Origin of the sequence: Paenibacillus sp. BK720 (genome assembly GCF_011761545.1) — a bacterium.
Classification (GTDB): Bacteria; Bacillota; Bacilli; order Paenibacillales; family Paenibacillaceae; genus Pristimantibacillus.
This window is the reverse complement of record NZ_JAASRQ010000002.1, coordinates 809,828-831,197: the sequence shown is the minus strand read 5'-3', so window position 1 is coordinate 831,197 and position 21,370 is coordinate 809,828. Positions and strand designations below refer to the sequence as shown.

The following is a 21,370-nucleotide window of genomic DNA, read 5'->3' as shown; positions in this document are numbered from 1 at the left end:
CTGGCAGGATGGTCTTGTTGTTTAACGGGCAATCAGCTCGATTAATTCGGCCGGATGCGTAAGCTTCGGATATTCCGTTATTTTGCCGGCTCTGTCCTCCGGGAGGAACCAGGTGGCGTGATAAGCCTGCAGGCCGTAGTCCGATGCGCCGTCCAGTTCGCTGGAACCCCCATCTCCTACAAATACGGAGTCAGACGGCGATACCCCAATACGCTGGCAAGCAAGCTGGTAGATAAGAGGCTCTGGTTTAGCGCTATGTACCGCATAAGAGAATATAGCTTCATCAAAATGAGGGGCTAATTCGCTGCTCTCCCAAGACGCTACTTCCTCCCGGGTGCAATTACTGATAAGACATACCTTGACTCCCGCGGAGCGGAGCTGACCCAGCATCTCCAGAATAGCTGGCTCTATCCGGTTGAACGGAATAGCCTTAGAGGCGACCCGTTCATTATGGATGTTATCGATGATTTCCTCAGCAGCTTCATATCCTAGCGTGCTCAGAATATCTCTTAATACCGATGGAAAATCCGGATAAGTTCCGTTCATCCTCCGCTCCTGCCTCTTTTTCCACTCCTGCTCGAACAGCTTGGTATCTACCCCCAGCTGTCCCACAAAATGATTCGAACGCGGCGCTTTCCGTACGCCGTTCTCAAACTCGGTAATCAAGGTCTCGAACAAATCAAAAAATACGGCTTGAATTTTCAACGGGATCCCTCCAGGCCGGCATGGTAAGCGGGAGACAAATAGTTTAAGCCTATTTTATTTAGATACAACAGACGCTTTTCCAGCTCCTTAACTACAGGAGGCGAATCGCCTGTCTTGATAGCAGGTTCAAGATTGCTGACAAACAACAGCATGTCGGGAATGGACAATCTCGAAACCTCTTTAATCGTCATTCCATTTACCGTAACAGACAAGCATTCCGTGTCGTAATGATTCCTTTGGCTGCAATCCGGGCAATGAACCGGACCCGAAAAATAATCGATAGCTCTTAGATTGCCTTTGCTTGTTGTGCCGGAGTCTCTCAAAAACTTAACATCGTTTACGCAACCCCGGTAGAAACCGCTTTTTATTTTTGATTTATGCTTATAAGTTAAGAGTTCTTTCCTATAGCCGTACAATAAAATCTCGATAAAAGCTGGATCTTGCCCTGCCAACGGACGATCGTAGCGGATGTCCAGCACCTTGGCCAATTGCTTAATCATTTCGACCGGTCCACAGTTTGCGCCAGCCCATAATAATACGGCTCCGCGCTTAAGCGATAACTCTGGGGCAATCATGCGGCGGGGATCGATATCTATCCTTGCGGGATTACCGCTGCATGAAGAGCATCCTCCATTTATCAAGCGTTCAGAGAAATGGTCCGCTTCCCATCTCTTGCCGTCATCCCTTTGATTCCCGCTCCAAGCATATAGTTGCTTTAATCTTTCCTGTACGCTTACGATTATGGCAACAAGAGAGCTGCGGGAATTAAACCTGTCCGTTACGATCGAGGCTTGCTGCATGCTCAGCGCCCCCTTTCCTTATACTGGAAACGAGTATCTATCTCCAACTATAACGAATCCTGGCCTTCCTATCAATCATCCAATATGCTAGTATAGCGAAAAGAATCCGTTCTTGCTTCATAAAGGAGGCCGCAGCAAAATGTCTACATTCCGTTTCTCCCCTTATAGCGTAGCTATCATCACGCCTTTCCGTCAGGACGACACGATTGACGAACAAGGAATCCATCATTTGGTTCGTTACTATTGGGAACATCAGGTCCCCGCCCTGCTCGTCGGAGGATCGACCGGTGAACAGCACTCCTTGTCCTTGGAAGAGAGAAGAAGTCTCTATCGTCTGACCAGACAGGCCGCTTCAGCAGAGTTTCCTTTGTACGCGGGAGTGGCAGCGATTCGAACTCGTGACGCCGTCCAACTGGCGTTGGAGGCTGAAAAAGCTGGACAAACGGCGATTATGCTTGGCTTTCCGCCCTATGTCCGCCCAAGCCAACGCGAAGCCGCAATCTATGCTGAAGCGGTATGCTCAGCGACGGCTCTGCCCGTTATGCTTTACAATAATCCGGTACGAACGGGATTTAATCTGGAGCCTCAAACCCTAATAAGTTTGGCGAGGAGGTTCCCTCAAATAAGAGCATTAAAAGAAGCGGGCAACCCGGATGTCGTCAAAGGGATTAGAGATGAGCTTGGAGAAGACTTTCAAGTGTTATCCGGAATCGACTCGACAATCGTTGACTATTCCGCCAAAGGATATACCGGTCTCACAAGCGTTGCGGGAAATCTGTTTCCGAATGAATTAAAAGAAATCGTTGGCCTCCTAGGCTCGGGGCAACTGGAAGAAGCAGCGTTGATGCTAAACCCTCTCCGGCCTAAGCTGGAGCTGCTCGGAAGCATCGGTTGGGTCAGAGTTATCCGTCACCGCCTTGCAGCTCAAGGAATCGTCGCCGGAGGCTTCCGCGAACCTCTCACTCCGCTAACGGCTGAGGAAGCAGCAGCGGTCACCAACGTCTTGCATTAAAAACGGAAGGCGCCATGCAAAAATTGCAAGGCGCCTTCCGCGTACTATTCGATTATGCGGTACAGCTTATTCTCCCAGCCTTCCTGGCGGACGGTATGCTCATGCTTGAGCCAGAGAACCATTGTTCCCCGGGAGCGGTTATTCCAGTAGGGATAAGGAACCGCCGTAATGGGACGGCCGTCCGCATCTGTTGTCCGGATAAGAACGGCACCATCGAAGAAGCCGTCGTCATGCTTCGTCTCGAATACCGGCTGAAGCGGCAGCTTGCGGTCCATATGATTAACTCGCAGCGCTTCGCGGGAATAAAGAATAGTGCCGTTTTCCACCTTTTCATTATCTACCGATTCCAGACAGTACAACACCGGCCCGCGCCGGATGGCCGCTTTATCGGCATGCGTCTTTACATTCGGATGAACCTCCACCAAATGAACAGGCATATCCAGCTCAAGCTGAATCCGATCCCCCGGAGACCATACCCGGTTCAAGACGGCATAGCCGTTTTCCAGCTCAGAGTCGGCTGCCTGATCGTTCACTCGGATAACATATTGCCCGCACCATTCCGGAATGCGCAGCCGCAAGTCAAACTGGGCTTTCCTCTCCGGCGTAACCGTAATGCCAACCGCGCCTGACCAAGGATAATTCGTCTGCTGCTTGATCGTTACCGGAACATCGCCGATTAGCAGCTCGCTTTCGCTTCCAATATAGAGATTGACGAATGCTCCTTTTCCGTCATAGGCGTAAATATACGAAGCAAGCTCCGGCAAAAGCTTCATAATCATCGGCGGACAACAAGGGCAGCTATGCCATTCCCACCGGTTATGACCGCCTTTGCTGACCAGCGGATTCTCGTAAAAGTATTTATGACCGTCCATCGAACGCCCAGCCAATACGATATTGTATATAATCGTCTCCAGCTTGTCGATATAACGGCTTTCTCCGGTAGCAAGGAACAGATTCCAGCTGAAGAAGCCCATGCCAACGCCAGCGCAAGTCTCCAAATAGCCGTTATCCGGCAATTCATAGTTTGCGCCAAACTTCTCGTCATGGTGAACCGCCCCCACACCGCCGGTAATATGAGATTTCTGGTACGAAATATTATCCCACAGCTTCCTCGCCGTCTCTAAATAAGGCTTCTCTCCCGTGCATAAATAAAGAGCGGTCAGACCCGTGTACAGCAATGTGGCGCGAACCGCATGCCCTACCGCTTCCTCCTGCTCCAGAACCGGTTTATGGTCCTGCGCATACTCCCCGCCATGCGAATATCTGCCTTCATGATTGCCCCGGTTGCGAATCCAGAACGTAACAAGTTCAAGATAATCCGAAGCGATGAAAGGAACCTGCATCGCCGCGCCAAGCTCCGGCTCATCCAGAGCCAGCTGATACAGCTTCAGAACCGCCTCCTCCGGCAGCGAGTGGGCAGGGACAATATTCCGTTTAGGCGGAGGCCCCATTATGCCGCTCATATGATTGGCGAACCGGACCGCTGCTTTGAGCAGGGATGTTTTACCCGTGGCTTTATAATGATGAACAGCTGCTTCGATCAGACAACCGGCATTATAAACATCATGCTGCCATCTTAAGAATCCTCCGTTCTCGCCCCAGCGCTGGCCGGGACGGTCAAGCTGCGTATAGGTGTTGATATAACCGTCGCCGCCAGCTTCTTGGGCACGGACGATTTTTTCGATAATCCCATCGACTTTACCATCCAAACGCTCATCAGGGGAAACGGCCAGTATATCGGAGATCCCGCGGATGGTTTCGTAGACGAGTCCATCGAACCAAGGCTCTCCGGAATGGAATCCGACGGTTCCCTCCGCTACGAAATCAAAATTTCGCAAAGCTCCGTCATTCTCGAATTTGTGAAGCACATCATAGGCGGTTACTTCATGCAGCACCTTTAATTTGGGCTCCCAGAATGCATCCTGGATGCGGACGGCTTGAACGGGCACATTGTTCACCGTCTGATACTTGTAGGTTGTTGTCTTCTTATTAAGCCGGGTTGCTTCGAAAGTCAAACTTGGACACCCCTTCGCATGGAATGGAATTGTATTCATCCGTCATACCGCGATCAAATCATATATAGCTTGAGCAACGGTGTCAGCCCGATGGGTGGCCGTTGTCAGAACAGTGCCATGGGCATGAGACATGGCAAAGCTGCGGGAGCAAATGCGGAACATCGCCAAATCATTAAACGAATCGCCAATACAGGCCGTCTCTTCCCTGCGGATATCCAATAATTGCATGAGAGCCTCAACAGCCGCACCTTTATCAACGCCGCCGGGCATGACATCAATGCCGTCAGGGTCGGAGAACGATGCCGTAATCCGGTCTGCAAACCGTTGATCCAGAGTCTCAAGCATCTGCTCCAGCAGAGGAACCTCGCCATAGATGGAAAACTTCGTAACCGGCATTCCGTTTGCCATCTCTTCAATGACTTGGCGGCGCTCGATTAACGGTGTCAGGAAGCGCGTGCCTACATGCTCCGTCTCCGCCGTTTGCTCGGCAACGTAATTGCCCTCGCTGCCGCAAATAACGGTAACCAGCTCGGCCGGTTCTGTCATCCGCTGCACCGCAAGCGCCAGATCAGCCTGGAACTTGCTGGCCCGAATGACGGTTCCATTCCGGTCCACAATGGTTGCCCCGTTCTGGCAAACGGCATAGCAAGGGATGTCCAGGAGCTCCATAACGACCTTGATCTCCTCATACATCCTTCCGGAAGCCAGACAAATATGGACACCCTGCCGGTAAGCCAAGCGTATAGCGTCTATATCCTCCTTGCAAATCTGCTTGCTTCTGTCCATCAACGTGCCGTCAATATCCGATACAAAGAGCTTAATCAACGTTCAACCACCTCTTCGCCTTTTACTTCTCAACGCGTACTCTGCGTCCAAGCTCATAGGATTGGATTGCGGCTTCCGCAATCAGCAGCGCCCGGTAACCCGCCGAAGCATGAACCGGAGGCGCTTCGCCGTTGCGCAATGCCTGAAGCAATGCATCAACATGGTAATCAAACGTACGGTGAAAATCACGGTCAACGTCGTTGAAATAACCGGCCTCCCAGCTTTCCCCGACCTCATTGCCTGCGGCGTGGAATGTATATTTCTTCACCGTATCCTGTATAACGCAGCGGCCAAGCGAGCCGTTAATCTCGATGCGGTGCGTATCCGGATATGCATAAGAAGAATCATAGCTTCCAACCAGACTGCCGACTGCTCCATTCTCGAAGCGCAAAGCAAGCGATAAGGTCCGGTAGCCGCCGCCCGTCATGTCCGTCATTTCCGCCATAACCGATTCAATCGGACCGCATAAATACTCCAGCATATCAAAGCCATGGCACTGCGTTTCGATGAGATTGGCATGCGGATGATCACTGCTTCCTTCTCCGCCGAAGCGCCAGGTTGCGAAGGAAAGCTCGCCGAGCTTTCCTCCCTGAATGGCAACATGCGCCAGCTGTACCGGCTTGGCGAACCGGTGGTTGAAATTGATCGCGAAAAATACGTTGCGCTTAGCCGCTTCATTAAGCAGAATGTCAGCTTCCTTCAGGCTGAATACCAGCGGCTTTTCGACCAATAACGGAAACCCCGCCCGGATTACTTCCAATGTTGCATCGAAATGGCCCTGATTCGGCAGGCACATGCTGACCAAATCCGGCGTTTCTTTTTCAAGCATATCGGCAATACGCGTATACCCTTTGGTTCCGAACAACGCCGCTTTTTCCTCTGTCCGGGCAGCGTTGCGTCCCACGATTGCACAGAAGTCCACATCCGGTCTTCCTTCCCAAATCCGTGCATGCTGCAAGCCCCAGCTGCCAGCCGATTGGAAGCCTTCCGATCTTCCCAGGCTGCTTACCGCTCCCCCGGTGCCAATTAACGCTACCTTCAGCTTTTTGTCCGCATTGTTCATTGTTCGATTAACACCTTTCCGGTATTTCCTTGGAAGAAGAGCTCGTAAGCCTCCTGAATTTGATCCAGGCCGTATCGATGCGTAATTATCTGCCGCAAGTAAGGAAGATGCTTAAGAATAAGGGCATGATTCTCGGCCAGCTCGTTAAATTGGAAATACTCGCTTCCTAGCACGGCGCGTTCAGGGGCAATCAGATCATTCGATACGCCGACATTCAGCTCTTGCCCATGACCGACGCAGACCAGCACGCCGCGCTGGTTAAGCGCTTCCAGTGACGTACGGCGGCCGGAGGTTTTGCCGCTTGTATCAATGGCAATATCCGCGCCTTCAAGACCGGCAGCCTTGATGACCTCCTGAACCGATTGAATCGCCAGCTGCACCGGAATAGCTCCCATCTTCTCCGCAAGCTCCAGACGATAATCGACGTAATCCATAATAAAGACCGGAGTTTCTTCGCCAAGCAGCAGCTTCGCCATGGCAAGCACGCCAAGACCGATAGGACCGGCTCCCGCAATAAGAACGGACCGAATATCCGGATGAACCAGCTTTGCGCGCTTAATAGCGTGTCCGCCTGTGCCCATAATATCGAGAAGCATCGTTGAGTCAGCCAGCGGAATAGAAGGATCAATCGGGAAGAAGACGTTCTCATTAACAACGATATAAGGCGTATAACCACCATCATGAGTAAAGCCGTAATCCGCTCTCTTATTCAGACATTGGTTCGTGAAGCCCAGCTTGCAGCTGCGGCATTCCCCGCAGAAGTCCATCAAGAACACAACCCCAGGCGTCCCGATTGCCGTTGTAACGCCATCACCGGCACCAACGACAATACCCGCCGCTTCGTGACCGGGAACGGTCGTGCTTCCTTCATAGTACTGGCTGCGGTCCGACCCGCATAGAGCGTTCGCTTTTACCTGCAGCAGCAGTTGTCCTTTGCCCGGTGCGGGTACCGGCTTTTCGCCGTATTCGATTTTCCCTTGCCCTACAAAAAGCGGAATGTTCATTGTTTGTGGCACTTGGATGACTTGATTCATCTTCTTCCATCTCCTTAACCGTTCACATTATCGTTCATGTTATAAGGTAAAAAGGGCCGCATCCTATCTGGTGCTATCCCTTAAGACCAACTTGGTATCAATAATCTCGTTAAACTTTTGCTTCGAATCCGGATGGTTGATCTTGTGCAACACAATATCAACGGCCCGCTTGGACATTTTACCCTTGGAATTGCTGACCGAGGACAGCTGGAACGGGATAAAAATCCGCGACTGGATGTTGTCAAAGCCGATGACCGAATAATCCTCCGGCACTTTAAAGCTGTATTTGCTTAATACATATGCCGCTTCCCAGGCGATTACATCATTGAAAGCAAAGATTCCGGTAAATGCCGTCTGCTGCTCGATAAGCTGCTTCATAACCTGCCGTGTATCACCAGCGGAAGCTCCAACCTCAATAATCAGCTCCTCAAGCACGGGCAAGCCCGCTTCCTCATGTGCACGCCTATACCCTTCAAGCCGCTCCTGCGCACTGGAAATCCGGATGGGACCGTTCAGGAACAACACTCTTTTATGCCCGCTGTCAATGAGATGCTTGGTTGCGAGATATCCGCCCTTGCAGTCATCGCAAATAACGTAATCGAATTCCGGCTCATCCTTGAACCTTCGGCCGATCAGCACGAACGGCACGCCGTTCTTCTGCAGAAACCGGATGTTATCGGCTCCCCGCTGGGAAGGACAGATGATGATCGCATCCACATTTTTACCGATGGCGGTGTAGATGGCCCTCTCTTCCATCTCGTAATCATCTTCCGTGTTAATGACAAAGATCGTGTAATGATGCTTGCGCGCCGACTTCTCGATTTCCTTCACCATAATGCCGAAGTGCGGGTTGGCGACATCGCTGACGATAACCGCAATCGTTCGGGTCAGACCCGACCGGAGCGAACCGGCAAGCGCGTTGCCGACGTAACCCATTTCCTTGGCTAAATCCTTGATCATCTGCCGGGTGGAGGCCGCGATATCCTCTTTGTCCTTCAGAGCTCTTGAGATGGTGTTGACCGAAAGCCCGGCTTTTACGGCCAGATCCTTCAGTGTCACTTTCCTGCCTTCCATGCTTTCTCCCCCAGCTACTAGTATGTGTTTGCTAGACTCTCTTGTTTGTTAAATAGATTAGCACTTGCCATTTTTGGAGTCAATTATCCAGAGGAGAACAGCTTATTAACCTTTTAATCCGGTCATGACGATGCCTTCCACAAAGTATTTCTGCCCGAGGAAAAAGACCAGCATCGCTGGCAGAAGCACGACGGTTGTTGCCGCCATCATTAAATGCCACTGCGCATTATACATGCCTTTGAAGGTTTGCAGCCCAAGCGCTAAGGTATACAGCTTCTCGTCGCTCAAATAAATGAGCGGTCCCATAAAGTCGTTCCAGCCGTTCAGGAAAGAGAACAATCCGACTACGACAAGAGCAGGTACAAGCAGCGGCAGCATGATCCGGCTGTAGATCCGGAAGTACCCCGCTCCGTCAACCAGTGCCGCTTCATCCAGTTCTTTCGGAATGGTCATAAAAAACTGTCTGAGCAGGAATACGTTAAATGCTCCTCCGCCGAACCATGCCGGAAGCGTCAATGGGATAAACGTGTTGGTCGCCCCTAGCTTCGCCCATCCGACGTATTGAGGGATTAGCGTCACCGCTCCGGGAAGCATCATGCTGGTCAGGATGACCATAAACACGAGGTTTCTCCCCGGCCACCGCAGTCTGGCAAACGAATAAGCGCAGATCGAGCTCGACAGCACCACCCCGGATACCTCCAGCACAACTATGATCAACGTGTTCAGAAAATACCGGTTAAACGGCAGAATCGTCAGCGCCTCCCGGTAGTTGCTGATCAACCAGTCTTGGGGAATCCAGATCGGGGGGATAACAAATATATCCGACTGATCCATAAACGAACTACGCAGCAGCCAGTAGAAAGGAAACAGGCAGAGACAGGTTCCGGCAGCGAGCAGCAAATAGATGAGTGATCGGGATAACAATCGGCCTCTGATCATCGTTTTCCCTCGCTTTCGCTGTATACCCATAGGGCGGATGTTTTGAATACCATCATCGTCAACGCCAGAATGATCAGGAACATCACCCAAGCGATTGCCGAAGCGCTGCCCATGCTGGAGAATTCGAACGCTTCGCGGTACAGATAATAGGAGTAGAATAGCGTCGCATTGTTAGGTCCGCCTTGCGTCATGATGTAGGCCTGCCCGAATACCTGAAAGCTTCCGATGAATCCCATGATCAGATTAAAGAAAATCGTAGGCGTCATAAGCGGGATTGTAATCGAGAACAGTTTATGCAGCGGGCCGCCGCCGTCAACCTCCACCGATTCGTACAGATGCTTCGGAATGCCTTGAAGCCCGGCCAGGAAAATAACCATTGTGCCGCCAATCGTCCATAAGCTCATCAATACCAGGGACGGTACGGCAAGATTTTCGGAATAAATCCACTGCAGTCCGGGAATGCCGAATACTTTGAGCAGCTGATTGAGCAGTCCCAGGTCCGGATCAAAGAGCCACAGCCAGATCATCGACGAAGCTACGGCAGGAACGATCGTTGGCATGTAAAAGACGGTGCGAAAGAAAGCTTTTCCTTTAATGGGATGATTCAGCAGCAGCGCCACCATAAAAGCCAGCAAGATCTGCAAAGGCACGCTCAGGATGACATAATAGGCCGTAACGCCAAGCGACTTGTAAAATAGCGGATCCGTACCGTCGAACAAGTCGGCATAGTTGGAGAAGCCGATTATTTTCAAGGGAGTGATGACGTTGTATTCCGACAAGCTGAATATAAAGCTGGCAATCATCGGCCCCAGGACGAAGATCAGAAAACCGGCAATAACCGGTGACGCAAACAGAATGCCGGCCCGGGCCTCTTTATTCCAAAGCTTCTTCCCGGTGATCATCGCTCCGTATAAACCCCTTTCAGCTCTTTCTCCACTTGGGGCTTGATCTTGGTTAATGCTTCCTGCGCCGTTGTCTTGCCGAGCCAGACCTGCTCGAGAGCCGGATCGATAATGCTGTTGATTTTGGACAAATTCTTCACGTAATAAGAAGTATTCGGGAAGCCGTTGTCAAAGGCGTTTCTCATCACCGCATCCTGGTAGCCATCCGGATGAGCCGGATTGCCGGCTGCCCACTTCGCAACCAAATCCGCATTCTCATACCATTTCTTCAGAACCGGCATCCACAGTCCGCTCGTTTGCAGCTCCAGCGTATTTTCCGGATTCATCATCCACTTGTACAGCATCCAGGCTTCTTCCGGGTGTTTGGTATCCTTGAAAATCACGATCGGCTCTCCTAAGGTCATCGTAGCTTTGCTCTTCATGACGGGGGTGACGCCAATTCCGAAGTTCAGCTTTTTCGCTGCGCCAAGATCAACCAGACTCCACTGGCCGTCAAGCGTCATGGCCACCTTGCGGGAGGATAATGCATTGGCGCCGGAAGGAATGTTCTTCGACTGGGTTGGCGAAGGGGCAACATGGTATTTGTTAATCAGATCGGCCCATTGCTGAATCGCTTCGGCCGCTTCCGGATCAGCCAGCTTGAACTCGGTACCCTCCTCGTTCACGAACTGTCCCCCGTTTGACGTTACTCCGTTCATGTACGCCCAGAGAGGCATCGTTACCCCGAATTGCTTGATCGACTTCGGATCGAAATCCGGATCAAGCGCATTCCGGCCTTTTTGGTCCAGCGTCAGCTTTTGCGCCGTTTCCACAAATTGCTCCCACGTATACGCTTCATCGGCTTTAGTCGGCGGGAGCGGCAAACCGGCATCCGTAAAGGCTTCCTTATTGTAGAACAAAGCGAAAGCTTCCAGCGCTCCGTTTACTCCTGCCAGCTTTCCTTCCTCCCAGTAATACATCGTGTTAGGCAAAATATCGTTTACGCTGACATCCGGATCATTCGCAAGGAAATCCATAATGTTGTAGATTCGGCCCTGCGAGGCCCATTCCAGCGCGACATCGCCATTCAGAAGTCCAATGTCGGGCATCTGATTCGAAGAGGCCATCGTTGTCAGCTTGGTCGTATAGGACTCCGGTATATGGAGAGTATTAACCTTAATCCACGGATATTTCTCCGTAAAGGATTTGATCGCCGCTTCCTGAACCTTCTTCTCGTTTGGGCTTCCCCAGAACGTATACTTAAGCGTCACCGGATCATGCTTCGCCGGCTCTTCCCCGCCCGCGTTACCGGCCGGAGTATTTGACGTTGATGCGGTATTGCCGGAGGTCTCTTTTACTTCCGAGTTACCGGTCGTACCGCTATTGCCGTTATTCCCGTTGCTGCTGCCGCAGCCGGCCATCATGACCGAAAGCGCTAACAAAGTTACCGATGCCATTCCTACTGTTTTTCTCATTGACTTACCTCCCTGGAATTGGTTAAAGATCCCCACTCTCTTTCTTTCAACCAATGCTGCAAGTCATGATGTTTGCACTCTGATTTTGCTTGTTCACACCTCCATTTTCGTTAACATTATCGTTAATGTAGGTTACAGCGTCATTATAAAAGGATTGTTAAGGAATGGTCAATTATAGAAATCAGACAATTCAGAGTAATTATTCAACAATAATCCGTCGTAATTTTGGAGTGATTTTCCAGGATAGCCAATACAAAAAGCCGGCTCCAAAATTGAAATTGGAACCGGCAAATGACACTGCCCGACAAATTATTTAATTGTCTTGATTACATGTTCGAGTCTGTTCAGGCCTTCTGTCAAAATCGCGCGCGAACAGCCGATATTAATGCGAATAAACCCGTCTCCGGCATTTCCGTAAGTAGATCCCTCGTTAATCCGAAGGCCTGCTTCGTCAAATAATTTGCGGCTTAGCTCCTCGGATCCGATCCCTAGAGCTCTGCAATCCAGCCACATCAAATACGTCGACTGCGGTGCAATAACCTTGAGATTCGGAAGCCGTTCCCGGACAAACGAGAGGAAATAATCGCGATTCTCTTTCAGATAGACCAAGAGCTGATCCAGCCACTCTTCCCCTTCGGTATAAGCAGCGATAAACGCTTCAATCCCGAATACGTTCGGATCGTGAATGCCGCTAGCGAGCATAACCTGCTTCACTTTTTCCTTGTAATCCATGTTAGCCGTAATGATGTTCGCCATTTTTAATCCGGCAATGTTAAAGGTTTTGCTCGGAGAGGTGCAGGTGATGGAGTTGTTCGCGTCAAGCGAAGCATACGGCACGTAAGGCCGACCTTCAAACACGAGATCCCTGTGAATTTCATCGGCCACAACAAGGACCCGATGCTTTCGGCAAATGGCGCTTAGACGCTCCAGCTCCTCCCTGCTCCACACTCTTCCTACCGGGTTATGGGGATTGCACAAAATAAACAGCTTAACGGACTCGTCCGATGCCTTCTTCTCGAAATCCTCAAAGTCGATTTCATACGACTCGCCCGTATTAATCAAGTTATTCTCAACGATCTCGCGGCCGTTGCTTTTTATAATGCCGTAAAAGCTGTTATACACCGGGGCTTGAATAAGCACCTTATCTCCCGGACTCGAAAAAGCTTGAATAATAGCTGCCAAAGCCGGAATAACGCCGGGAGTAAAAGCGATCCAATCTTTTTCGATCAAGCAGTCATGCCTCTTCTGCCACCAATGGATCTCCGCCCCGTAATAAGCCTCAGGTAAATGGGCATAACCAAATACCCCATGCCGCAGCTTGCTCTCCAATGCCCGAAGGATTGGATCGGCAGCCTTGAAGTCCATATCCGCAACCCACATCGGTACGATATCTTCTTTATCCTTTGCCGAATCCCACTTGAAGCTGTTCGTATTTTTCCGGTTAACCACTTCGTCAAAATCATACTTCATCTTGCATGCCACCTTTTCTGTTCCCAAACTTCTGCCTAACTTATAATAGCACAACTCCCGCCAGCAATGCCCATAAGGGAACGTCAACACGCGGATGGCAAGCAAAAAAGCAGCACCACGATGAAGTGATGCTGCGTCGTAATTTTCTTTTTACTTGGTTACGCGAACCAGCAATTTATCGCTTGAAGTAACTCCTCCCGCATTGATTAGCTCGATCCTGTAATCATATTCGCCAATCGATTTACCAGAGAGCTTGATAGAGGCGCTTTGCGCGTTTGGGGTAGCCGCGGTTAAGGGCTTCGACTCAATCAGCTTATCGTTTTCGTACAGCTTGTATTCCGTTGCATTGGTGCCCCACCACATGTTAAACGTTAACGTGAAATTGCCGTCTCCATCCCAATTATCATGGGAAAGCACCGGTTTGCCTGGCGCAGCATCCGTTACATCTACAACAAGCGGCTGGCTGACGGTTGATCCGAAGGTATTGATTAGCTCGGCCGTATACGTGTAGGTTCCGTTCGCTTTGCCATTCACTTTAACATTCGCGACTTGAGCGGACGGGGAGTTTTCCGTCAACGTCTGGGTGGAAATCAGGACGCCATTCTCGTACAGCTTCAATACGTCGCCGTTGTTTCCCCACCACATATTCATCGAAACGGTATAGTTCCCGTCCTTCAGTCCGCTATATCCGTTATCGCTGGACAGAACAGGCGTACCGGGAACGCCTGTATATTTAGGCTTAGCTACTCGGATCGTGAGCTCGCTCGATTTTACCGTCCCGTTCAGATTTACCGTAACTTTTATCACTGCCTTACCATCGGCAACCGCGGTAATGACGCCTTTTGAATCAACGGTTGCTACCGAAGCCTTGTTGGAATTATACGTGACGGAGGCGCCAATCAACGATGCTGGCACATTGCTGCTTAATTTGGCTTCTAATTTCGTAGTGGCCGTATCGCCCGGCCGCAGCGATGTTTTACTTGCTGTCATGATTAACTCGCTGAGCTTATTAAGCGGCGAAGGATCAAGTACCGTAACCCCCGTATCCGCCCCAACGATATCGCTTGACGGCTGCTGTATATTCACTGGCAATGTCGAATAAGGCCCCATCCGGTCAATCACATTGTCGGTAAAGGTCACATGCTCCGAATTGCGGACAAAAATAACCGACGTAGGATCAATCCCTTTGTCCGCGCCATTGTTGCCCGGATCCTCGAGGTGAGTATTCAGGAACTTGTTGTCCTTAACGATCGCGTTCGAGACGCTGCTGAGATTGAGATTCAAGCCATTTACGGAGTCAAACGTGTTGTTCTCGATCAGAATGTTGTCAAAGGCTTTCATGCTGGTAATATTCCCAGCCGCGAAGCCGATTGCGCCTGCTTGATCGGACCATGGCATAAAATGATGGTACCCTGTGCCGATAATTTTGTTATTGCGGATAATCAGATTTTGCGCAGCGCCTGCATGCGAATCCGTTACATCCTCCGGAGATACCATAATCGCCTTGTCGCCTCCGCGGAACGTATTGTTCTCGATAAGGCCATCGCCGGCTTTCAGCAGCATTCCGCGTCCAGGGCTGTAGACTTCGTTATTCCGGAATATGAATCCGTTGCCCATCCGGTCGGGAGAAAAGATAAAGTCCTCTACCCGGAATGGAGACGGACGATCCAGTTTGATCTTGTAATACGTCTCTTCCGTAAATCTCCATGGCGTCCAATCGGCGGCACTATTGATTTTCTGCAGTAAAGCAGGGTCAATGCCGGCGTCAGCCTTCGTCACTTTCTGCACAGCTGTTACGATTGCTTCCGGCGAAGAATTAAACCGCTTCAGCCTGTCTCCGACCTCAAGCTCCTGGCTTCCGTCGCGGAGCACAATCGTAATCTCATCATCGGCCACCTTCACGACGCCTATGTCGCCCGACTGAATGCTAAAGGAGTCGTCCCCGGCATTGTGAATGACGGAGTTTTCAACGATTGGACCTTTTTTAGCCGTTTTGAATTGGATGCCATCCCACACTGCCGTAAGCAATGGCTTCTCTGTTGCGCCTTTCGGAGCAGGACCGGGAATAAGCTTGAAGCCGTCAAGCACCGTCCCGCCTTCGCTGCCTGCCTCTAGGTAGCCAAAGCCCGGCGCCGTATTCAGCGTTACATCCTTAAACACAATACCGCTGCTTCCCCCAACCGTAATGCCATGCGGAATGCCGTTTCCTTCGGGGCCGCCGGCCATTGTCACCGGATCGCCTACATCCACGTTGGAGCCAACGCCCTGTAACGAAATTCGCATTGTACCGTCCGGATTCCAGGAAGCTTTTGTTCCCCATAAATGATTAATGCGGTGCTTCTGGAATTTGGTCGCCGGATCATACACGGTCAGCCTTGAATAAAGCTTGCGAGGGTAGCCTGCGTCCAGTTCGATATCCAGGTAGGACAGATCGGGGGCTATCGCCTTCACATGACCTTGAGTAAAAGGAAGCGGATCATAGTTAATCGTCATCCCTTTGACCGTAACATTGGAGCTGTTTGAAATGGAAAGCGCTCTGGTTAACGTCGTACCGATTACCGTTACGCCGTCAGCGACAATTTCCAGATCGTGGGCACCGCTGATCGGAATAAGCACGCTGCCGCTTTTAAGACCGATCCGGTACGTATTGGGCGGAATCACGACTTTGTTTTTATGCTCGGCGATCGCTTTATTGATCATTTCTTGCATGTCCATCGACAGCAGCAATCTTTGAATCATCTCGATGGCCTGGAATCGGGTAAAGGTTGCCTGCGGCTCAAACTGGGCCGGATACGGGTCGTTCGGTTGAACAATGCCAAGCTTGCTGTCCGCCTGCACGTATTTGATGGCCCACTCGCTGATTGCGTCTTTATCCTCCAAATTGCCGATATCGCCAAGAACGGCATTCTGTTCCATGGTGTGGTTATATCCGTTAATAAGAATCGATGCTGCTTCTTCTCTTGTTAACGGCGCTAGCGGATGGATGCTGCCGTTATTAAGCAAATGCTCATCTATGATACCGTTATCGTAGGCGCCTTGCAGTAAATCGGCGGAAGCATTGCCTTGCGCCACGTCGTTGAAAATGCCCTGATACGGCGAGCCTGACAGCTTTAAGGCTTGAGCGAGCATAAAAATGAGCTCGACTCTCGTTGTGGCGCCATTTCCGTCTACGTCGACTTGGGCTTGATCCATAAAACCTCCATCGGCTGTCGTTACGGTTATGGTTGCTGTACCTGGGCCGACCACCGTAACAATTCCGTTCTTGACAGCTGCAACTTCCGGATTGCTGGATTTCCAATACAAATTGGTGTTCGTGGCATTTGCCGGGGAAATGGCGGCGTGAAGCTCAATCGATTCGCCGATTCCAGGCGTAAGCTCATGCTGGTCCAATGTGACTTGCGAAGGGGAGATAGTATCTGTCACATCGGTGTATTTCAGCGTTGGGTCCCATGTAATATCGTCAAATCCGTTCGCGTGATCCGCACCGCTGTTGGCTATGAAATAAATACGGTCTCCCTTCAAAACTTGCGTCGATACATCCGGGAAGTTGATTGTTTCCTTGCTGCCAATGGATGCCCATTCTCCGCTCTCCGGCCAAATCTGGCTATCGTTCTTCATAACCTTTAATCTTGCGCCGCCGTATGTATCCGGATGAATGGTAATCGGCTGAGCGGCTTTAATCGTCAAGGTTCCTGTCGCAGGCGCGATAAAGGTGCGCGCCGTATCGGACTGCGTGCCCGGCGTCACAAGATTGCCCGATAATTTGCCGTAATCCCAGTTGTTGCTTGTTTTCCACCAGCCTCCCCCGCTGAATACGGGTAGATCTTCAAATTCGGAAGAACCGAAAAGACGGTATTGGTAACGCCAGTTATCTGCGCCCTGTTGGCCCGAGAAGCCGGCCGATGCCTTGTAAAGCGGATATCCGATCGCAGTAATCGAGCAGCTATCCGTTAATCCGCCGTCTTGCGTCGTCACGGTTATTACGGCCTTGCCGCTTGACACGGCCGTCACGACACCGTCTTTCACAGTAGCTACATTCGGGTCGCTGGATGACCAGATCAACCTTGGATTGGACACGTCGGCAGGAGCGATCTCCGCCTTAAGCGTTGTCACATCATCCACGTTTAACGTCAATTCATGCTGATCCAGCGTAACCTGGGTTGGCGAGACGGAATCGGTGACAGAGGAATACGTTATGATTGGGTCCCATTTAATATCATCCTGCCCATTCGAATGATCTGCCCCGCTGTTCGCGATAAAATAGAGACGGTCCCCTCTCGCCACGGTTGCCGTCAGATCATTAAAGCTGATCGTCTGATTCGCGTTGATCGCTTCCCAATCACCGGCTTGCGGCCAGATCTGCGTGTCGTTCAGCATGATTTTCAGCCTAGCACCGCCGTAGGTGCCCGGGTTTATCGTAATGGGCTGGGCAGCCTGAATGACCAGGGTTCCGGAATCCGGAGCAACAAAGGTGCGGGACGTATCCGCCAGCGAGCCCGGCGTGATTTCATTGCCCGCAACCTTTCCCCAATCCCAGTTGAAGCCCGATTTCCACCAAATATTGCTCGAGTAAACAGGTAGATCTATAAAATCATCCGAATCAAATGCCCGGTACTGATAGCGCCAATTCTGATTTCCCTGTTGACCGGAATACCCAATTGAAGCCTGATAAACGGCCGATGAACGATCATCGGCAAACGCAAGATTTGCGGGTAGTATACCCGTAAACAATAACAATACGGACAAAACAAGGGGCCATTTTCTGCTGCCTCTCTTCATTATAACCTTACCTCTCTTTCGGGCTGATCGCCCAGGAATATTCGCTTATAAGCACATTCCAAGCAGTAAAGCTCCCAAGCAATACGCATATCCTCCTGTTCAATGAAGCGCTTACATTTATCTCGGTCATCACCCCCCCGTTATTTGAAGCAGCCCTATCCTCCGCCCAGGCGAAGAACAAACATGTATGCTTCGAGCTTCAACCTTATCATACTTAATTTTAGTTTAAAGTACAACATTAAATTTAGATAAATTATAGTTTAAAACACTAAAAATCTATTGTGATTACAAATAAAAGAGCCCGCTCGCGCAGGCTCTCCCGTTTTCTAAGTCCACTTTTTCTGATAAGCGGCAATTTCCTTGTATTCGGACGTAAGCAATCTGGAAATCCGGACGTAGATCCGGCTCAGCTCCTTATAACGCTCCACGTTGGCTTGTTCGGGCAAATGCTTGTGGGAGGTTCCCATCATGCCCGACACGACATGAAGGGAATCGACTTCGCCGATACTGTACAGGCCGAGAATCGCGGCGCCAAGGCATGAGCTTTCGAAGCTTTCCGGCACATGGACCTCCTGCTCGAAGATATCGGACATCATCTGACGCCACAGCTCCGAGCGGGCAAAGCCGCCGGTTGCCTGGATTTTCGTCGGGTGGCCAATCAGCTCCTCCAGTGCCATATACACGGTAAAGAGGTTAAAAATCACGCCTTCCAGCACCGCGCGGATCATATGCTCCTTCTTATGCTGCAGGCCAAGACCAAAGAACGAGCCTCTTGCATGGGCATCCCACAGCGGAGCCCTTTCGCCCGCGAGATAAGGATGGAATAACAATCCGTCCGCTCCCGCCGGCACGCGTGCGGCAATTTCCGTCAGAATATCGTACGGATCCTTGCCAAGCCGTTTAGCGGTTTCGGTCTCCGCGGCGCAAAGCTGATCTCTCAGCCAGCGGAATATCATTCCGCCGTTGTTGACCGGACCGCCGATCACCCACATATCTTCGGCCAACGCGTAACAGAAGATCCGCCCCTTCGGATCGGTCACCGGCCGGTCCGTCACAGCCCGGATTGCTCCGCTTGTCCCGATCGTTACGGCAACGGTACCCGGTTCTATCGCATTCACGCCAAGGTTGGACAATACGCCGTCGCTTGCCCCCACGATGAATGGCGTTGAAGCCGGCAGCCCCATCTCTGCAGCCCATTCCGCCTTTAGGCCTTCCACCGCATAGGTCGTAGGCACGGGCTCGGATAACCGCTCCGGCGTAACGCCAGCCACCCGCAAAGCTTCGGCATCCCAGTCCAACTGGGATAAATTAAACAGCCCGGTCGCCGACGCAATCGAATAGTCAATCACGTACCGGCTGAACAGCTGATGGAACACATATTCCTTGATGGAAATAAACTTGCGCGTGCGGGCGAACAGGTCCTGCTGCGTGTTCCGGAGCCATACCAGCTTGGACAACGGAGACATCGGATGCAGTGGCGTACCCGTACGCAAATAAATCTGATGCCCATTCATCTCGTTCTTAATCCGTTCCGTCCACATCGCGCTGCGATTGTCCGCCCAAGTGATGCAGCGCGTCAGCGGGCGGCCTTCGCCGTCAACCGCTATAACGCTATGCATCGCGGAGCTGAACGATACGCACAATACGCCTTTCTCGCCAACCCCGCCTTTGGAAACAACCTGCTTGATCGTGCCAACCACCGCGCGGAAAATCTCATCCGGATCCTGCTCCGCTACGTCAGGCTTCGGCGAGTACAGCGGGTATTCGATCGTATGCGTCGCGATAACATGTCCAGCCTTGTCAAACAAGACGGATTTCGTGCTTGTTGTTCCGATATCCGTTCCGATTACGTAAGAGGAAGCCATGACTGCTCACTCTCCTTTCTCTCTTTCCAAACGAACCATACCTCTAACCTTTATACGATCGTATTCAGCGCCATAATGAGCACAAGCGCAACAACGGAAATAATCGTTTCCAGCGCCGTCCAGGTCAGGAGCGTCTCCTTCACCGTCATGCCGAAATATTCTTTGATCAGCCAGAAGCCGGAGTCGTTCACGTGGGACAAAATAAGCGAGCCTGCGCCTGTCGCCAGTACAAGCAGTTCCACGTTGGTTCCCGGCATTGCCGCCGCGATTGGAGCCACGATACCCGCAGCCGTCATCATCGAGACGGTCGCGGAGCCGGTTGCGATCCGGATCATCGCCGCAATGCCCCACCCCAATAGAATAGGCGAAACATGCGAGGAGGTGGCTAGATCAGCGATGTAATCGCCGATGCCGGAATCCAGCAGGACGCGGTTAAACGCGCCGCCCGCGCCAATAACCAGCAGAATCGTTGCCGTAGGCGCAAGGCAGTCGTTTGTGAACTTCAAGATTTTCTCGCGGCTGATACCGCGGGCAAAGCCTAAGCTGAAGAACGAGTACACCGTTGCGATCAGAAGCGCCACAACCGGGTCGCCAACAAATTTGGCGGCAAGGAACAGGGTATCATCCTTGGCAAGCGAGCCGCTTTCCACGAATACGTCCGCGAACGTAGCGATCAGCATCAGGAATACCGGAATCAGAATCGTGATGAGCGTGTTGGCAAAGCCGGGCAGTTCACGGTTCTCGTCCGTTTCCGCAAGCTGCTCTCCCATTTCCTTCGGTACTTCCTTATGAATCCGTTTGCCAATCCAGCTGCCATACAGCGGTCCGGCAACGATTGCAGTCGGAAGACCAACGATGATCGAATACAAAATCGTCTTTCCGATATCGGCATTAAAGATGCCAACTGCCGCCATAGCAGCGGGATGAGGCGGAACCAGACCGTGTACGACGGATAAGCCCGCTACCAGCGGTACGCCGATTTTGACAAGCGAAAGACCGGTTTGCTTCGCAATGGTGAAAATAAGCGGTACAAGCAAGACGAAGCCGACCTGGAAAAAGACCGGAATGCCTACGATAAACGCAACAAACATCATCGCCCAATGGACTCTCTTCTCTCCAAACAATCTGATCAAGGTCCGTGCGATCCGCTCGGCGCCACCGGATTCGGCCATCATTTTTCCGAGCATCGTGCCAAGTGCCAGCACAATCGCCAGGAAGCCTAGCGTATTCCCCATCCCTGTCTTAATGGAATCGATAATGCCGGTCTGATCCCCGGTAGCCACGAGGGGCATTCCAGCCGCAAGCCCCGTCACGATCGCCGTGATAATAAGCGCGACAAACGGGTTCAGCTTGGCAACGGTTATGAGCAAAAGCAGCACAACAATGGCCGCAAGTACGATAAATAGCAACATGGTGTAATTCCTCCTAAAAAG

The 21,370-nt window shown here is 51.4% G+C and carries 15 protein-coding genes and 1 pseudogene; 1 reads left to right on the top strand and 15 read right to left on the bottom strand.

Annotated features, from left to right (window positions below):
* Nucleotides 1-21: 21 nt before the first annotated feature.
* Together FHT67_RS10450 and FHT67_RS10445 are read right to left on the bottom strand one after the other, a co-directional pair.
* Nucleotides 22-705, bottom strand: a complete 684-nt coding sequence (locus FHT67_RS10450) for an HAD family hydrolase (RefSeq protein WP_167197924.1) — start codon at nt 703-705, stop codon at nt 22-24.
* Nucleotides 702-1,505 carry an excinuclease ABC subunit UvrA gene (locus FHT67_RS10445; RefSeq protein ID WP_167197921.1) on the bottom strand — a complete coding sequence of 268 codons (804 nt, stop codon included), beginning with the start codon at nt 1,503-1,505 and terminating at the stop codon, nt 702-704. Before FHT67_RS10445 ends, FHT67_RS10450 begins: the two co-directional genes overlap by 4 nt.
* A gap of 139 nt (nt 1,506-1,644) precedes the next feature.
* Here FHT67_RS10445 and FHT67_RS10440 point away from each other — a divergent pair, with 139 nt between their 5' ends.
* A complete protein-coding gene (locus tag FHT67_RS10440; protein WP_132305855.1) occupies nt 1,645-2,517 on the top strand; it encodes a dihydrodipicolinate synthase family protein in 873 nt (290 codons plus the stop codon).
* A 44-nt stretch (nt 2,518-2,561) separates the two neighbouring features.
* Here the strand turns inward: FHT67_RS10440 and FHT67_RS10435 are convergent, their stop codons facing one another.
* The 13 genes and pseudogenes from FHT67_RS10435 to FHT67_RS10380 form a co-directional block, all read right to left on the bottom strand.
* A complete protein-coding gene (locus FHT67_RS10435; RefSeq protein WP_167197918.1) occupies nt 2,562-4,532 on the bottom strand; it encodes a glycoside hydrolase family 127 protein in 1,971 nt (656 codons plus the stop codon).
* 42 nt (nt 4,533-4,574) lie between these two features.
* On the bottom strand, nt 4,575-5,357 hold the full coding sequence (locus FHT67_RS10430; RefSeq protein WP_167197915.1) for an HAD family hydrolase: 783 nt from the start codon (nt 5,355-5,357) through the stop codon (nt 4,575-4,577).
* A gap of 22 nt (nt 5,358-5,379) precedes the next feature.
* The gene (locus tag FHT67_RS10425; protein WP_167197912.1) at nt 5,380-6,420 is read right to left on the bottom strand and encodes a Gfo/Idh/MocA family protein; all 1,041 of its coding nucleotides are present in this window, start codon (nt 6,418-6,420) and stop codon (nt 5,380-5,382) included.
* Nucleotides 6,417-7,454, bottom strand: a complete 1,038-nt coding sequence (locus FHT67_RS10420) for a zinc-dependent alcohol dehydrogenase family protein (protein ID WP_167197909.1) — start codon at nt 7,452-7,454, stop codon at nt 6,417-6,419. The genes FHT67_RS10425 and FHT67_RS10420 overlap by 4 nt, the downstream gene beginning before the upstream one ends.
* 63 nt (nt 7,455-7,517) lie before the next feature.
* Nucleotides 7,518-8,528: a LacI family DNA-binding transcriptional regulator gene (locus tag FHT67_RS10415; RefSeq protein ID WP_132305865.1), complete on the bottom strand. Its 1,011-nt coding sequence runs from the start codon at nt 8,526-8,528 to the stop codon at nt 7,518-7,520.
* A 105-nt stretch (nt 8,529-8,633) separates the two neighbouring features.
* Entirely contained in the window at nt 8,634-9,467 is an 834-nt protein-coding gene (locus FHT67_RS10410) for a carbohydrate ABC transporter permease (protein WP_132305867.1), read from the bottom strand.
* Nucleotides 9,464-10,369 (bottom strand): carbohydrate ABC transporter permease, encoded by a 906-nt coding sequence (locus tag FHT67_RS10405; protein ID WP_167197905.1) that lies wholly within the window; start codon nt 10,367-10,369, stop codon nt 9,464-9,466. Before FHT67_RS10405 ends, FHT67_RS10410 begins: the two co-directional genes overlap by 4 nt.
* Nucleotides 10,366-11,823 carry an ABC transporter substrate-binding protein gene (locus FHT67_RS10400; RefSeq protein ID WP_167197902.1) on the bottom strand — a complete coding sequence of 486 codons (1,458 nt, stop codon included), beginning with the start codon at nt 11,821-11,823 and terminating at the stop codon, nt 10,366-10,368. Before FHT67_RS10400 ends, FHT67_RS10405 begins: the two co-directional genes overlap by 4 nt.
* Before the next feature lie 309 nt (nt 11,824-12,132).
* Entirely contained in the window at nt 12,133-13,293 is a 1,161-nt protein-coding gene (locus FHT67_RS10395; RefSeq protein ID WP_167197899.1) for a MalY/PatB family protein, read from the bottom strand.
* A gap of 150 nt (nt 13,294-13,443) precedes the next feature.
* Nucleotides 13,444-14,283 (bottom strand): chitinase N-terminal domain-containing protein, encoded by an 840-nt coding sequence (locus tag FHT67_RS30665; protein ID WP_481856699.1) that lies wholly within the window; start codon nt 14,281-14,283, stop codon nt 13,444-13,446.
* A gap of 132 nt (nt 14,284-14,415) precedes the next feature.
* A pseudogene (locus FHT67_RS10390) lies at nt 14,416-17,670 on the bottom strand (Ig-like domain-containing protein); the annotation flags it as partial.
* 728 nt (nt 17,671-18,398) lie between these two features.
* The gene (gntK, locus tag FHT67_RS10385) at nt 18,399-19,937 is read right to left on the bottom strand and encodes a gluconokinase (RefSeq protein WP_167197893.1); all 1,539 of its coding nucleotides are present in this window, start codon (nt 19,935-19,937) and stop codon (nt 18,399-18,401) included.
* Nucleotides 19,938-19,987: 50 nt separating this feature from the next.
* Nucleotides 19,988-21,349, bottom strand: a complete 1,362-nt coding sequence (locus FHT67_RS10380) for a GntP family permease (RefSeq protein ID WP_167197891.1) — start codon at nt 21,347-21,349, stop codon at nt 19,988-19,990.
* Between the last annotated feature and the right edge of the window lie 21 nt (nt 21,350-21,370).